Annotated in this window: 11 protein-coding genes; all 11 read left to right on the top strand. The window is 28.9% G+C overall.

The features are described from left to right. Window positions 1-106: 106 nt before the first annotated feature. The 11 genes from J4863_RS06835 to J4863_RS09450 all read left to right on the top strand — a co-directional run bounded on the left by J4863_RS06835 (window position 107) and on the right by J4863_RS09450 (window position 15,963). Window positions 107-2,755 (top strand): valine--tRNA ligase, encoded by a 2,649-nt coding sequence (locus J4863_RS06835; RefSeq protein ID WP_211618040.1) that lies wholly within the window; start codon window positions 107-109, stop codon window positions 2,753-2,755. 319 nt (window positions 2,756-3,074) lie between these two features. Beyond that, window positions 3,075-3,503: an NfeD family protein gene (locus tag J4863_RS06825; protein WP_211618039.1), complete on the top strand. Its 429-nt coding sequence runs from the start codon at window positions 3,075-3,077 to the stop codon at window positions 3,501-3,503. Window positions 3,504-3,515: 12 nt separating this feature from the next. After that, entirely contained in the window at window positions 3,516-4,421 is a 906-nt protein-coding gene (locus J4863_RS06820; RefSeq protein WP_211618038.1) for an SPFH domain-containing protein, read from the top strand. Window positions 4,422-4,504: 83 nt separating this feature from the next. Continuing rightward, window positions 4,505-5,266 carry a triose-phosphate isomerase gene (gene tpiA, locus J4863_RS06815; protein WP_211618037.1) on the top strand — a complete coding sequence of 254 codons (762 nt, stop codon included), beginning with the start codon at window positions 4,505-4,507 and terminating at the stop codon, window positions 5,264-5,266. Between the two features lie 39 nt (window positions 5,267-5,305). Then, window positions 5,306-5,512 carry a preprotein translocase subunit SecG gene (secG, locus tag J4863_RS06810; protein ID WP_211618036.1) on the top strand — a complete coding sequence of 69 codons (207 nt, stop codon included), beginning with the start codon at window positions 5,306-5,308 and terminating at the stop codon, window positions 5,510-5,512. Between the two features lie 65 nt (window positions 5,513-5,577). Then, window positions 5,578-8,457, top strand: coding sequence for a PD-(D/E)XK nuclease family protein (locus J4863_RS06805; protein ID WP_211618035.1), 2,880 nt, complete (start codon window positions 5,578-5,580; stop codon window positions 8,455-8,457). Then, entirely contained in the window at window positions 8,444-11,668 is a 3,225-nt protein-coding gene (locus tag J4863_RS06800) for an exodeoxyribonuclease V subunit beta (RefSeq protein ID WP_211618034.1), read from the top strand. The genes J4863_RS06805 and J4863_RS06800 overlap by 14 nt, the downstream gene beginning before the upstream one ends. Before the next feature lie 191 nt (window positions 11,669-11,859). Continuing rightward, window positions 11,860-12,804: an ROK family protein gene (locus J4863_RS06795; protein ID WP_211618033.1), complete on the top strand. Its 945-nt coding sequence runs from the start codon at window positions 11,860-11,862 to the stop codon at window positions 12,802-12,804. A 790-nt stretch (window positions 12,805-13,594) separates the two neighbouring features. Further along, the gene (locus J4863_RS06790; protein WP_211618032.1) at window positions 13,595-14,842 is read left to right on the top strand and encodes an RNA-guided endonuclease TnpB family protein; all 1,248 of its coding nucleotides are present in this window, start codon (window positions 13,595-13,597) and stop codon (window positions 14,840-14,842) included. A gap of 29 nt (window positions 14,843-14,871) precedes the next feature. Beyond that, window positions 14,872-15,495 (top strand): cob(I)yrinic acid a,c-diamide adenosyltransferase, encoded by a 624-nt coding sequence (locus tag J4863_RS06785; protein ID WP_371815589.1) that lies wholly within the window; start codon window positions 14,872-14,874, stop codon window positions 15,493-15,495. A gap of 24 nt (window positions 15,496-15,519) precedes the next feature. Next, window positions 15,520-15,963 (top strand): hypothetical protein, encoded by a 444-nt coding sequence (locus J4863_RS09450; protein ID WP_249111494.1) that lies wholly within the window; start codon window positions 15,520-15,522, stop codon window positions 15,961-15,963. The last annotated feature ends 25 nt before the right edge of the window (window positions 15,964-15,988 follow it).

Below are 15,988 nucleotides of genomic sequence, written 5' to 3'. Positions count from 1 at the left end.
TGCTAAAGTCGAATAGAAGTAATTAATTTTTGATAGAAAAATCCATAATATTATGTTAAAATGAAATATAAGTTTAAAAAAAGAAAAACAGGAGGATATAAATAAAATGTCAAATGAATTAAGTAAAACATATTCACCAACAGAAATAGAAGACAAATGGTACAAAATTTGGGAAGAAAAAGGATATTTTAACGCACAGCATAATAGCGAAAAACCAGGATATTCGATTGCTATTCCGCCACCAAATGTAACTGGGATTTTGCATATGGGACATATGTTGAATAATGCGATTCAAGATGCAATTATTAGATATAAAAGAATGAGTGGATTTGAAACACTTTGGATTCCTGGGATGGATCATGCTGGGATTGCGACTCAAAATAAAGTTGAGAGAATGTTAAAAGAAGAAGGAACTTCAAAAGAAGAAATTGGATACGATGAATTTTTGAGAAGAACTTGGGAATGGAAAGAAAAACATGGTGGATTAATCACTAAACAGTTGAGAAAATTGGGAGTTTCGCTTGACTGGGATAGAGAAAGATTTACGATGGATGAAGGTCTTTCAAGAGCTGTAAAAGAAGTTTTCATAAAATTGTATAATGATGGTTTAATTTATAGAGGAGAGTACATTGTAAACTGGTGTCCTCATGATAAAACAGCTTTGGCTGATGATGAAGTTAATCACATTGATAAAAAAGGGAAAATTTGGGAAATCAAATATAGAATAAAAGATACTGATGATTATGTAATTATTGCGACAACAAGACCTGAAACAATGTTAGGAGATACAGGGGTTGCAGTAAATCCAAATGATGACAGATACAAACATTTAATTGGTAAAAAAGTTATTTTACCGTTGATGAATAGAGAAATTCCAGTTGTTGCAGATGAATATGTAGATATGGAATTCGGTACAGGGGTAGTAAAAATGACACCTTCACACGATCCTAACGACTTTGAAGTAGCAAAAAGAACTGGACTTGAATTTATAAACATTTTTACTGAAGATGCGCACGTAAATTCAAATGGTGGAAAATACGAAGGATTAGAAAGATTTGCGGCTAGAAAAGCGATTTTGGCAGATTTAGAAGCTGAAGGATTATTAGTTGGTACAAAAGAACACAATCATGCTGTGGGACATTGTTACAGATGTGATTCTATTATTGAGCCAAGAGTTTCAACTCAATGGTTTGTAAAAATGGAACCACTTGCAAAAAGAGCATTGGAAGTTGTAAAAAATGGACAAATTCAAATTACTCCAAAAAGATGGGAAAAAGTTTATTACAACTGGCTTGAAAATATAAGAGATTGGACTATTTCTAGACAAATTTGGTGGGGGCACAGAATTCCTGCATACTATGCTGAAGATGGAACAGTATTTGTCGCTAGAAATATGGAAGAGGCAAAAGCTCAAGCGAAAGAAAAATTTGGAAAAGAAGTTTCATTAAGAGAAGAAACAGATGTACTAGATACTTGGTTTTCATCAGCATTATGGCCATTTTCAACATTAGGTTGGCCTGACAAAACTCCAGATTTGGAAAAATTCTTCCCAACAAATGCGTTAGTAACAGGAGCAGATATTTTATTTTTCTGGGTAGCGAGAATGGTTATGATGAGTTTGTACATTAATGATGAAATTCCATTTAGTTATGTATATTTGCACGGAATTATTAGAGATGAATTAGGTAGAAAAATGTCGAAATCATTAGGAAATTCACCTGATCCATTGGATTTGATTGCAAAATATGGAGCAGATGCGATAAGATTCAGTTTCTTGTATAATACTTCGCAAGGACAAGATATTCATTTTTCTGAAAAATTATTGGAAATGGGTTCTACATTTGCAAATAAAGTTTGGAATGCTTCAAGATTTGTATTATCTAATTTGGAAGACTTTGATGCAAATGTAGTTATTGATGAGAAGGAATTTAAGCTAGAAGATAGATGGATTTTATCTAAATTGCAAACAGCTTCAAGACAAATTAACGAATATATGGATAAATATGAATTGGATTCAGCAGCAAAAGTTGCTTATGAATTTTTCAGAGGAAATTTCTGTGACTGGTATGTTGAAATTGCGAAAACTAGAGTTTATGGACAAGAAGGTTCAGATAAAACTGTGGCACAATATGTATTGAAAACAGTTCTTGATAAAGGATTGAGAATGCTTCATCCATTTATGCCGTTCATAACTGAAGAAATTTGGCAAAAATTAGGATTAGACGAAGAAACAATTATGTTATCAGAATTCCCAACAGAAAACAAAAAATATGTTGATTTGGCAGCTGAAAAAGAATTTGATTACTTGAAAGAAATCGTTAATGCGATTAGAAATATTAGAGGGGAAGCAAATGTTTCACCAGCGAAGAAAATCGAAGTAATCTTCAAAATCGTAAATGATGGAGAAAAAGAAATTTTAGAACATAATGCGAAAATATTAGATAAATTATCAAATGTTGAAAAATATGAATTTAATACAGAAATTCCTGCATTAGTTGGATTCAAATTAGTTGAAACAACAGAAATTTACGTTCCACTTGCTGATTTAATCGACAAAGAAAAAGAAATCGCAAAACTTGAAAAAGATATTCAAAAAACACAAAAAGAATTAGACAGAGTTTTAGGAAAATTATCAAATGAAAAATTCTTGTCTAAAGCACCAAAAGAAGTTATCGACAAAGAAAATGGCATAAAAGAAGAATTAGAAAACAAAATTGCTAAATTTAAAGAATCTATTAAATTGTATCAAGGATAATTGTAGATGATCTAAGAGATAGCGATAAATATTAATTAGGAGGTCATCTTGTAAGTAAAAATAAATTTTTAAACTTATGAGATGGCTTTTTTGAAAATAATACTTGCAAGAAAGTTAAGAAAATTATAAAATATAAAGGGTAGCAACCAAAAATAAAAAATGAAAGGAAGATAAATTATGAAAAAAATTATTATTGCAATATTGATGTTATTGGCTTTGACATCATGTTTAAGTGCTGGAATTGGAGTAGGAACTGGAGGAATCCACGGAGGAATCGGAATCGGATTTTAGTGAAAAATAAAATTGGGAGGAAGAAATTATGGGAGCGTTGTTTTGGACGATGGCAACAGCAATTTTTTCAATTTTAGAAATTGTTATACCTGGGCTTGTTACTATTTGGCTTGCATTAGCTGCATTGATACTGACGGCGATATCCTTTTTTATAAAAAATCCTAATATAGAATTTGTGATTTTTACAGTTTTATCCATAGTTTTTGTAATTTTCACGAGACCAGTTTTGAAAAAATATTTGGAAGATAAAAAGACGAATTTTAGTTCAAAAATGGTTGGGCAAGAGTTGAAAATAGAAAAAGTTGTGGATTTGGAAAGTCCGAAAAAGGTATATGAAGTTAAGTTTAAAGGTGTAATTTGGAAGGGTGTGAGTTCTGAGATTTTTAGAGAAGGTGAAATTGTAAAAATTGAGGATTTTGAAGGAAATAAAATTATTTTAGAAAAAATAAAAAAATAGGAGGAGATATTAATGGCTATACCAATAGTAATATTGATTTTATTAGTTTTTTTCGGAATTTTGGTGTTAAAAGCTATTAGAATTGTACCAGAATCAAAAGTTTATATTGTTGAAAAATTGGGGAGATATTATCAATCTTTAAATTCTGGATTGAATTTTATAAATCCGTTTTTTGATAATGTTGCAAGAATTGTATCGTTGAAAGAGCAAGTTGTTGATTTCCCGCCACAACCAGTTATTACAAAGGATAATGCGACAATGCAAATTGATACAGTTGTTTATTTTCAAATAACTGATCCAAAATTGTATACTTATGGAGTGGAAAGACCGCTTTCTGCGATTGAAAATTTGACTGCTACAACTTTGAGAAATATTATCGGAGATATGACAGTTGACCAAACATTGACGTCAAGAGATGTAATTAATACGAAAATGAGAAAAGAGCTTGATGATGCGACTGATCCTTGGGGAATTAAAGTTAATCGGGTTGAATTGAAATCAATTTTGCCACCTGCAGATATTCGTGTTGCGATGGAAAAAGAAATGAAAGCTGAACGTGAAAAAAGAGCAAATATTTTGGAAGCACAAGCAAAAAGGGAAGCTGCAATTTTAGTGGCTGAAGGAGAAAAACAAGCTGCAATCTTGAGAGCAGAAGCTAAAAAAGAACAACAAATAAAAGAAGCAGAAGGGGAAGCAGAAGCTATTTTATCAGTTCAAAGGGCAAAAGCAGAAGCTTTGAAATTGTTAAATGAAGCGTCACCAAATGAAAAAGTTTTATCTTTAAGAGGATTAGAAGCGTTTGAAAAAGTTGCTGATGGGAAAGCTACCAAAATTATTATTCCTAGCAATATGCAAAATCTAGCAAGTATTGCGACAGCGTTTTCAGAATTAACAAAAAAAAATGAAATTGGAGAATAGCTTACAAAACCGTTGATAAAAGTAATATTTTGTGGTAAAATGATAAAGGAATTAAAAAATAAAAATATTTGGAGGACAGATTAATGAGAAAAATAATCGTAGCAGGAAACTGGAAAATGAATAAAACTGCATCAGAAGCAAAAGCTTTTTTTGAAGAATTTAAACCTTTAGTAGCAGACGTTAAAAATGCTGAAATTATAATTGGAGCACCTTTTACAGCATTAGAAACTGCAACTAGAGAAACTAAAGGATCAAACATTAAAATAGCAGCTGAAAACATGAATGCTAAAGAAAGTGGAGCATATACTGGAGAAGTTTCACCATTAATGTTAAAAGATTTAGGTGTAGAATACGTAATTTTAGGACACTCTGAAAGAAGAGAATATTACGGAGAAACTAACGAAATCATTAATGAAAAAGTTAAATCAGCTTTAGCACACGATTTGAAACCAATTTTATGTATTGGAGAAAAATTAGAAGAAAGAGAAGCTGGAACTATGGAAGCAGTTATAAAAGACCAAATTATTGGTGGATTACAAAATGTAACAGCTGAAGAAATGGCTAACGTTGTATTAGCTTACGAACCAGTTTGGGCAATTGGAACAGGTAAAACTGCAACTCCTGCACAAGCTCAAGAAGTTCACGCTTTCATTAGAAACTTATTAACTGATTTATATGGAAAAGAAGTTGCTGAAAACGTAACTATCCAATATGGTGGATCTATGAACGATGCAAATGCAGCTGAATTATTAGCTCAAAAAGATATCGATGGTGGATTAGTTGGAGGAGCAAGTTTAGTTCCAGCTAAATTTACAGTAATCGCAAAAGCTGGAGATGCTTTATAATTAGCTAAGTTTGCTTCAAAAAAATAAATGGAGGAAACGATGTTAGAAAATTTATTAATCGTAATTTTAGTAATATTAGCTATCGTTATGATAGGAGTTATTTTACTTCAACCAGATAGAAGCCAAGGTTTAGCAAAAAGTGCGGCTAATATTTTAGATGAAGAAAAAGAAGGAATTGAAAAATTTACTGAATGGACAGCAGCGGCATTCTTGATTGTTGCAGTGTTATTCCAAGTGGTAAGATAATCAGGAAAAGTCGAATTTATTTCGGCTTTTTCTTTTTATTAATAAATTGTGAAAGGAGTAAGGAGATGGATACAAAATATTTAGGATTGGGAACGAATTTGAAAGAATACTTGTTTCAAGAATTTACAAAAAATGAAGAAGCACTTTATGTATTTGAAAATCCAATGACTTATTATGAGTTGAGGAGAGAATTGCTAAAAGATAGTGAAAATCAGTTGTTTAATAATTTTAGATTAATGAATAATTATGATTTTTATGAAAATCTTTTTGTTACAGACAAAATTGTTGTGAAAGAGGAAAAGCAGGTTGTATTATTTTACAATTCGTTGAACGAGAAGTTGAAAAAAAAATTGGAGGTGTCGAGTTATTACGATATTATCGACATTGCCTATAATTATTACAACTTGTTTGCGGAATTGCAAGAATATAAGATTGATTTGGAAAAAGTTGAGTTGGAAAAATGGCAGGAAGAATTGTTTGAAACGCTAAAAATGGTGGATGAAAAGGTAAAAGAAACTTGTCAGTTAAAAGGACTGATTTTACCGTATATGCTTAGAAATGTGGAAAATATTTCAGATAATTTTTTGAAAAGATACAAAAAAATTTATTTTGTGAATAAAGTGAGATTTTCTCCGTTTGAAAAGGAAATTGTGGAAAAATTTGAGGAAAAAGGTCTGATTGTGGAAAATATCTTGCAATTATCAGAAAATGATTTTAATGAAAAAGAATTGAAAATATCTGAAAATTTTTCATTGCCAGCGAAGGAAATTTTTGATAAAAAGAATATAAATGTGGAAATTCATGAATTTAGTAGTAAATTTGGAGAATTGTTGGGGCTAGTTAGAAAGTTGGAGGAAGTTGAGAAAGAGAATAGAAAAGTGAGCAAGGAAAATGATGATTTGAAAGAAAATTATCGGATTTTTGAGGCACAGGAAAATGCTGAAGAGGCAAAAAGTGATTATCAGCTTTTGAGACAGAAAAAGATTTCTTCAAATTTGGAAATAACGATGAAGGATACGAAAATCTATCGAATTTTGAATTTGATTTACAATTTGTTAGATAATGTGAAGGAAATTGATAGGAAAGATAAGGAGAAATTACTTTTATTTCGAGTGAAAGATTTTTATGATGCCTATAAATCAAATGATTTATTGGAGATTTTTGACTTGAAGGAAAGTTATTATATTTTTCAAGATTTGGTTTCAAAGGATTATAAGTACATTTCAAAAGAGGAATTGGAGCGAATAAATCAAGAAGTTTTAGAAAAATTAGAAAAAGAGAACCAAAAGGAAATTTACAATCAAAGAATGACAGCTGTTTGTAAAATTATTAAATTTGTTGAAAAGTTGGAAGAAATTTATGGATATACTACGTTGAAAGAATATAGCGATTACTTGGAAAAAATTTATTTGGATAATGAGAAGAAAGTGAAACAGGACAAGAATGTAAAAGACAAATATTTTGAGGCTTTGTCAGAAATGGTTGTGCTTGAAGATTTTAGTTTTGATAATCTGTGGGATAAGTTTTTTAATGAGAATGTTTCGGCTAATTTGTTGAAATTATTTTTGAAATATTTGGATAAAAAATCGATTGGATTGACTTTGGAAGATAGTGCTGAAGATGAGTCTGAAGACAGCTTTTCGATAAATTCATTTGAAAATATTTCTGAAAATACGAAGGAAAATATAATTATTTTGAATTTACAGGATTCATTTCCAAAAGTAAAAATTCATAATTTTTTGTTTTCAAAAGTTCAGCGTGCAAAAATGGGGCTTCCTACAAGTGATGATAAAAAATTGATTGAATTGTTTAAAATTTATCAAAATATTCTTGCGGCGAAAAATGTGTATTTGGCGTATATCAAGGATTTGGAGAAGAATATTGATTCAGCGAGTGTTATTGAAGAATTGAAGTTGAAGTATGGAATTGAAGTTACGAAAGGTGAAATAAGTGAAGCGGAAGAGCTTTATTTTGTAAAAAAATATTTCTTGAAGGATAGAAAAGAGAAATGGGAGAAAAAGGAAATTGGAGAGTTTATTCCATCGAAATTGGAGAAAAATCTTGAGAAAATAAAAAATGAAAAATTGAGTTTGGGATACTATTCGTTTGAGAAAATGAGAGATTTTGAGTATGGATATTATTTGGAAAAAGCGATTGGTGAGCAGGAAGTCGAAGAAATTGAAGATGAAATAAACGTTAAGATTTTTGGAACTATAATTCATGCTTTTTATGAAAAGGTTGTAATGGAAAATAAGGTTGCTTTGGAGAATAAAACTTTTAAAATTGATCGAGATCAATTATCAGAAATTTTGAAAAAAGTGCTAAATTCATTTGATTATAAGGTTCCTAAGGAATATTTGGAATTTTATAGAAAAGTTTCGTTTGAAGAGATTTTGAATTCGGCAGAGAAATATTTTAAAGAATTGATTGAAAAATTAGAAGCAGAAAAGAATATCGAAATTCATTTTGAGGAGAGAATAAAATTATCTTCAGAAAAAGAATTGTTTGAAAATGTGTTTATCAATGGGGTTACGGATTTACATATAAAAACTAGTGACAAGGATTATTTATTTGATTATAAGTCTGGAAAATTGAAGGATAGTTACAATAGTTATAAAAATGATAAGGTTTATAAAGCGATGGAACAGTTAGATTATTATTCGATAATGTTGGAAAATGATGGTAAAGAAAATATTGAGAAGATTGTTGTTGACACTTGGGAAGGTAAATTGGTTCCAGATAATAGAAGTGAGGATAAAATATTGACTAAAAAGGCTGTTGAAGAGGTGGTTAGTAACTATCGAAATTCTCAATTTTATGATTTAGGAAGAAATTTAAATGGTAAAGATCTAAGAAAAAATTTTAAAGATCCAAAAAATTATTTTTACAAAGAGTATAAAAATATTTGTAGAGGGGAGGATGAATTAGGCGATGAAGAAGAATAATATAATTTTAAAGGCTAGTGCAGGAACGGGGAAAACGTATAGATTATCGCTAGAATTCATAGCTAATTTAATAAGAGGTGTTAATTACAAAAATATAGTTGTAATGACATTTACTAAAAAGGCGACTGCTGAAATTAAAGAAAGAATTTATGATTTTTTACATCAAATTGCTTTCGATGAAGGAAATGGGGCAGAATTAGAGAAAAACTTAAAAGAAATTTATAAATTTGATGATTTGAATAAAAAGGAATTGCAAAATATTTATTTTGAGATGATAAGAAATAAAGAGGATATTAGAATTTCTACAATTGACGGATTTACAAATAAAATCTTTAAAAATGCAATTGCACCATATTTTAATATTTATAATTACGAAACTTTGGACGAGGAAACTGATGAATTTTATTCAAAAATTTTGATTAAAATTATTGAAAATAAGGATAATTTTGAAGATTTTAAATTCATTTTTGATGAGAAAAAAGAAAAGAAGAATATTAAAAGGTATATGGAAATAATTAAGGAAGTATTGGATATGCGTCCGAAGTTTGTATTGACTAAAGGTTTTAAAATGTCGGAAGTTAAGAAGGTGTCTTACAAATTTATAGATGAATTGGATGGAATATTTGAAAAGATTGAGGAAGTTGCTAATAAAAAAAATAAAAATGTTACAGATGTTTTGACAAAAGCATTTTATAATATTTATGAAAAGTATAGCAATCTGTCGAAGGATGAAAGTAAAAATGAAAATCAAAAAATAAAAGAGAAATTGGAGTTAATCGTTCCTGAAATTGATTTGTTTTTTGAAAAGAAACTTTGGAATGGAACTCAAACTAAAGGGGAAAAAAATAAAGATGACAGGGAAGAATTGGAAACAAAATCTGAAGAGCTAAAAGAAAAGTTATCAGAATATGTTTTCATCGAAAAAGTTTTACCATTAGATAAAAAATTAAAAAATATAGCTCAAACAATATTTGATATTGCTAAAAAAATAAAAATTTCTTCAAAAAGACTTACTCACAATGATATTTTAGTGTATACATACGAATTTATTTTCAATAAAGATTTAAAATTTGTGGAAAATGATAGAGTTACAGAAGAATTTCTTGAGTTGATTGGTGGAAAAATAGATACGATTATGATTGATGAGTTCCAAGATACGAGTGTTTTACAGTGGAAAATTTTGAAATTGCTTATGAATACTTCGGAAAATATTATTTGCGTTGGTGATGAGAAACAGAGTATTTATAACTGGCGTGGTGGTGAAAAGGAATTATTTGAAAAATTAGAAACGATAATTGAAGGAAATGTTCAGAATTTGGATAAATCGTATAGAAGTTATAAGGCTATTATTGAAAATGTTAATAAAATCTTTAATGGTTATGATACGAAATGGAATTATGTTGATTCAGGTTATAGAGATGATGAAGAGTATCAGAAAGGATATTTTGGATATTTTATTCGAAATACAAAAGAAGAAACACCGAAAATTTATACGAAAATTGTTGAAATGATAGAAAACGGTCAAGTGAAAAATTTAGGAAAAAGTGCAATTATATGCCGTACAAATCCACATTTGAAGGAGATTGCGGAATTACTGAATGAAGCGAAAATTCCGTACACGCTTGAAAGTAAAACGACAATTTTAGAGTATAAGCCAATTGTTCCAATGTATCAGTTAATTAAATTTTTTGCATTTGGTAATTTCAAATATTTGTTGGAATTCATGAGAAGTGATTTAATTGGTGGATTGAATAGTCATGTGAAATACTTGCTTGAGAATAAGAATGAGATTATGCAATTTATTAACGGATATCAAAAAATAGAAGCTTCTAAAGAGGTTAATAAAAAGAAAAAAAATGATAATAAAGATTCAAAAGCAATTAGTTTTAAAGAATTTATTGATATGCAAAAGGATGAAAATGTAAAAGAAGAACTTTTGAAATATAAAGAAATTAATGTTTTAGAGAGAAATAATTTGATTTTTGAGGAAATTCTTGAGAAGGTTAGGGAATTGAAAAGATTGTCGAAAGACTTGAATAATAAATATGAAAATGAAAATTTTTCGAGAAAACTTGTAGAAAATTTTGAAATAACAAAATATTATTCGACAAACAGTGACTTGAAGAATATTTTTATATTTTTTAATATTTTGAAAAAATATAATAATTTGTACGAATTTATTACGTTTATTGAGGAAGAAAAGGAAAATTTGAGACAGGTTAGCAGTAGAGATGTTAATGCAATAAACTTAATGACGATTCATGCTTCAAAGGGATTGGAATTTGACACAGTATTTTACTATAAACATAAATCAAATAAAGGAAATACTGACAAGAGCAATTTAAAAGGCTATTTAGATTTCGATGAAAAATTTGTTGATGTGAAAAAATTTATGCTATTATTTTCGGGTTATGATAAAAAAATGATTGGAAATGACTTAAGAAAATTAATAGATAAAAATATTCAAAAAGAAGAAATGGAAGAAATTAATAATGATTATGTTGCGTTGACTCGTGCTAAGAAAAATTTGATATTACTTTTTGATGCCGAGGTTACGAAGGAAAAAGGGTATACAGATCCTTTGGCAAAGAGAATAATTGATGTTTACAAGGAAGAAAATGAAAATGAATATGAATATGAAACGGGTCAAATTGTAGAATCGGAAATTCCAGAAGAAACAACAGATACTTCAGATGTAAAAATTAGCGATAGTTTATTTAAAACATATTTTAACGATGATAAATTAAGAATGGAAAAATCTTCAAATACGTTGGAAAATGAGTTTAAGCGTAAAAAAGGTCTTGCAATGCACTATTATTTTGAGCATATTTTAAATGATTTGGAAAATGATAAAATTATGGCAAAATCAGCGTTGTACAGTCGATATGGAAATATGCTTGGAAAAAATATTGTTGAGAATTTGGTAGAGAGATTGGATAAATTTATTTTGGAAAATGCTGAAATTTATGATTCGAAATATAAGGTGTATACTGAATTTGAGATTTTGAATAAAGATGGTAAAAAAAGAGTTATCGATAGAATAAATATTGATGAAGAGAATAAGAAAGTTTATATTTTTGATTATAAAACAGGGGATAATCCTGAAGAAAATGAGAAGTATCAGTTGCAGATTGAGGAGTATAAGGAAATATTGGAAAATAGACTTGGTAGAGAGTATGAGGTTATTCCAAAATTATTAATAATAGAATAAAAACTATTGTAAATAATTTTATTGTATTATATTTATTAACTAAAAGTGGTTCGTAAAAAATTAAATATAGAGTAAAATTTTGATAAAAAAATAATTATAAATAAAAAATATAAATAAAATATTGAAAAATTTGATTTTATAAAGTAAAATAATTGTAAGGATAAATTAATTAAAATAAGGATGGTGTAATCATGAAATACTACGCAGGTATCGATTTAGGGGGAACAAATACAAAAATAGGATTAGTTGATGAAGATGGAAATATTATTTTTACAACTATTGTAAAAACTGATTCGATGGAAGGATTTGAAAAAACAATTCAAAGATTATCAAAAATCTTATTACAACAAGTAAAAAGTTTTGACTTGAACTTTGATGATGTGCAATCTGTTGGGGTTGGAGTACCAGGGCCTGTATTAAATTCGAGAGTTGTTAAATTTTGGGCGAATTTTCCTTGGAAAAATGGTGTTGATTTGGCATTGGAATTTGAAAAAAATCTTGGGAAACCAGTAAAAGCAGATAATGACGTAAATGTTATTACATTGGGAGAAATGTGGAAAGGTTCTGCACAAGGATATAAAAATGTTTTAGGATTAGCAATTGGAACTGGAATCGGTGGTGGAATTATCGTCGATGGTAAATTAGTAAGTGGTGAAAATGGAGCTGGTGGAGAAGTTGGTCACATTAAAGTTGAAAGAGATGGAAAACTTTGTGGATGTGGACAAAAAGGATGTTGGGAAGCATATGCATCAGCGACAGGATTGATAAGAGAAGCTCAAAGTAGATTGGCAGTTAACAAAACTAATGGATTGTATGAACAAGTAATAGGTAGAGATTTGGAAGCAAAAGATATTTTTGATGTTGCCAAAGAAGGAGATGCATTTGCATTGGATTTAGTAGATTATGAAGCAGATTATATTGCTTTGGGAATCGGAAATTTACTTAATGTTTTAGACCCTGAAATAGTAGTAGTTGGTGGTGGAGTTTCTTTAGCTGGAGATATTTTATTCAACAAAGTTAAAGAAAGATTGAAAAGATACGCATTCCCTTCAACAACAGAAAATCTAAAAATTGTTGCAGCTAGTTTAGGAAATGATGCAGGAATTTTAGGTGCCGCTTATTTAGGAATGATGTAATTAAATTTTTTATTCAATGAAATTTAATAATATTTGTAGATTGGAAAATTGTTTCAAGATGGTTAAAATCTATTTTGGAGCAATTTTCTTCTTTTAAAAAAATATAGTGAAAAAAATATAGTGAAATTTTTCAACTTATAAAACAAGAATAGTTAGTTTAATTATTTTATAAAAATTTTTTTTGGAAAATTACAGAGGGAGAATTTATTAAATAGTGCAAGAACACTCGCAACTTTAGTCATGAGATGAATTGCACGAAAATTTTAGTAAGCATATAGGAAAACTTGTATGTAGACACGGAGCAAAACCGTGCAACAAAGAAACTGAATTGCTGGGAACTCTTAAAGCTAGTATAACCACAACATAGTACCTAAGTGCGAATATAGTATAAGTGTGATGGTGGCGAAAGCAGAAAAAATATACTAGATGGTGCAAGGTTAAATCCTAAACATTATGATAATAGACAATCAGCAGCTAATCCTGAAAAGGAAAGTTCAACGACTATCCCTCGTGAGGGGAGTACAATACAAGCGATTGGTATTGGAAGTGGTTTCGCCTAAGGTGTTGAAATACACTATGGATAAGATATAGTCTGTGCTTGTTAGAGATAACAAGAAGTTCATAAGAGAACTGCATAAGTAGTAGCGCACTTATGTGAACGACGCTTCCCACTGTTGTGGGGTTTTAAAAACTTTAAAAATATTTAAAAATAAATAAAAAATATTACTTTTTTGACAGATAAATGTAGAATACATGGTATAATATCTCTGATGAAAAGGAGGTGATATCTATGTATTTAACTTTAAAACAACAGGTAAAACATCTTAGCAAAAAGGAGTTTAGAAATTTAAAATATTTATCTCATATAGCCAAGAACTTAACTAATGAAGCAATATATAATATTAGACAGTATTATTTTAATAAGAAAAAGTATTTAAGTTATAATGAAAACTATAAAATACTTAAAAACAGTGAGAACTATAAGAAGTTAAATTCTAATATGGCTCAACAAATTCTAAAAGAAGTAGACGGAAGTTTCAAATCATTTTTTGGACTTTTAAAACTTGCTAAAAATGGTCAATATGATAATAAAAAAATAAAATTACCTAAATATCTTGCTAAAGATGGTTTTACAACTCTTGTTATAGGTTTTGTAAGATTAAAAGATGATATTCTGATAGTTCCTTATTCAAATTCGTTTAAGAAAACTCATCAGGAAGTTAAAATTAAGCTGCCACCAGTATTAAAAGGTAAGAAAATAAAAGAGATTAGAATAATACCAAAACAACATTCTAGGTACTTTGAAATTCAATACATTTACGAGGTAGAAGAAGTTCAAAGGGAATTAAATAAAGAAAATGCACTAGGAATTGATTTAGGTATAGATAATCTTTGTACTTGCGTTACAAATGCTGGAACTTCATTCATAATAGATGGTAGAAAATTAAAATCAATAAATCAATACTATAATAAGATAAATGCAAAATTACAAAGTATAAAAGATAAGCAAAAGATTGAGTGCACAACATTAAGACAAAAGAGAATAACTAGAAAGAGAAATAATTGTATAAATGATTATCTTTCAAAAGTAGCAAGAATAATTGTAAATTATTGTCTTAATAATGATATAGGAAAATTAGTTTTAGGATATAATGAAGATTTTCAAAGAAATTCAAATATAGGAAGTATAAATAATCAAAACTTTGTAAATATACCATATGGAAAATTAAGAGATAAATTAATATATTTATGTAAACTATATGGAATAGAATTTAAACTGCAAGAAGAGAGTTATACATCAAAAGCAAGTTTCTTTGATGGAGATGAAATTCCAATATATGATAAAGAAAATCAAAAAGAATATATATTCAGTGGGAAAAGAATAAAAAGAGGACTATATCAAACAAGCACAGGTAAAATCATAAATGCGGATTGTAATGGAGCATTAAATATATTAAGAAAAAGTAAAGTTGTGGATTTAAGTATCCTATACAATAGAGGTGAACTGAACACACCTAAAAGAATAAGGGTGGTGTAAAGCTATCAAACTTCTTAGAAAATTTTTAAATATTTTTAAAGATTTTAGAACCCTGCGACTTTAGTCGTGGGAGGTTCAGGAAAATATATACAAAATATGGAGATAAAGGATTCACAAAATTGTATGGTGGCGATAAAGTAAAAAAAACTCATAAAAGAATAGAGGCTTGTGGGACTGCAGATGAGGTTTGTTCTTTGCTTGCAGTAGTTGTTGCAGAAATGAGAGAAAATGAGATTTTGGACGATATTAGAAAAGAGTGTGAGGAAATTCAGCAACAACTTTTTGATTGTGGAAGTGATTTGGCGACTCCAAGAGAATTGAGACCTTATAAACAGAAAGAAGAAGACGTTAAGTATCTTGAGCAAAGAATGGATGAATATATTTCAATTTTACCTAAAATGGAACATTTCATAATTCCTGGAGGAAGTAAAGTTTCAAGTTTTCTTCATATGGTTAGGACAGCAACAAGGAGATTAGAGAGAAAAATGGTGGCATTAATTGATGAAGGTGAGGCTGTAAATGAGACTGGCTTGATATACATAAATCGTTTGTCAGATTATTTTTTCGTAATCGCATGTGTCGTTAATTTGAAATTGAAAGTGGAAGAAACAGTTTATAAAAGAAGTCCAAAAGTATTCAGAACTAAAAAATAGATTATATAAGAGGATGGTGTTTGAATGAAAAAAATATTAATATTTTTATTGATTTTATCTAACTTAACTTTCGGAGTACAAAAAATGTCTTTAGATTCAAAAGAAACTGATAAAATTTTGGAGCAAGTAACAAAGGAGTTTGATAAGGGGAACCCTCAAAAAGCTATATCAACATTAAAAAAGAAAATAGCTGAAGACCCTTCAAAAATTATTTATAAAGTGATACTTGGTTTTGCATATGAGGAAATGGGAAGAAAAAGTGAAGCGGAAAAAGAATTTAACGAAGTTGTAGAATTACAGAAAAAATATCCTTTTTTTGCTGAAAATGGTGAAAAATATGATGTGAGATTATTAATCGGAATAATCTATTTTTCAGAGAATGATTATGATGAAACGTTAAAATGGTTAAAACAAGTTGACGATAAAGAATTTTACAAATCTACAGACGAGGAAAAGGGAATTTTTTAGGAATTGTTAATTTTCAGGCAGAAAA

Source organism: Leptotrichia sp. oral taxon 221 (assembly GCF_018128245.1).
Taxonomy (GTDB): Bacteria; Fusobacteriota; Fusobacteriia; order Fusobacteriales; family Leptotrichiaceae; genus JABCPH02.
Note: the sequence above shows the minus strand (reverse complement) of the source record. Positions and strands in the feature narration are given on the sequence as shown.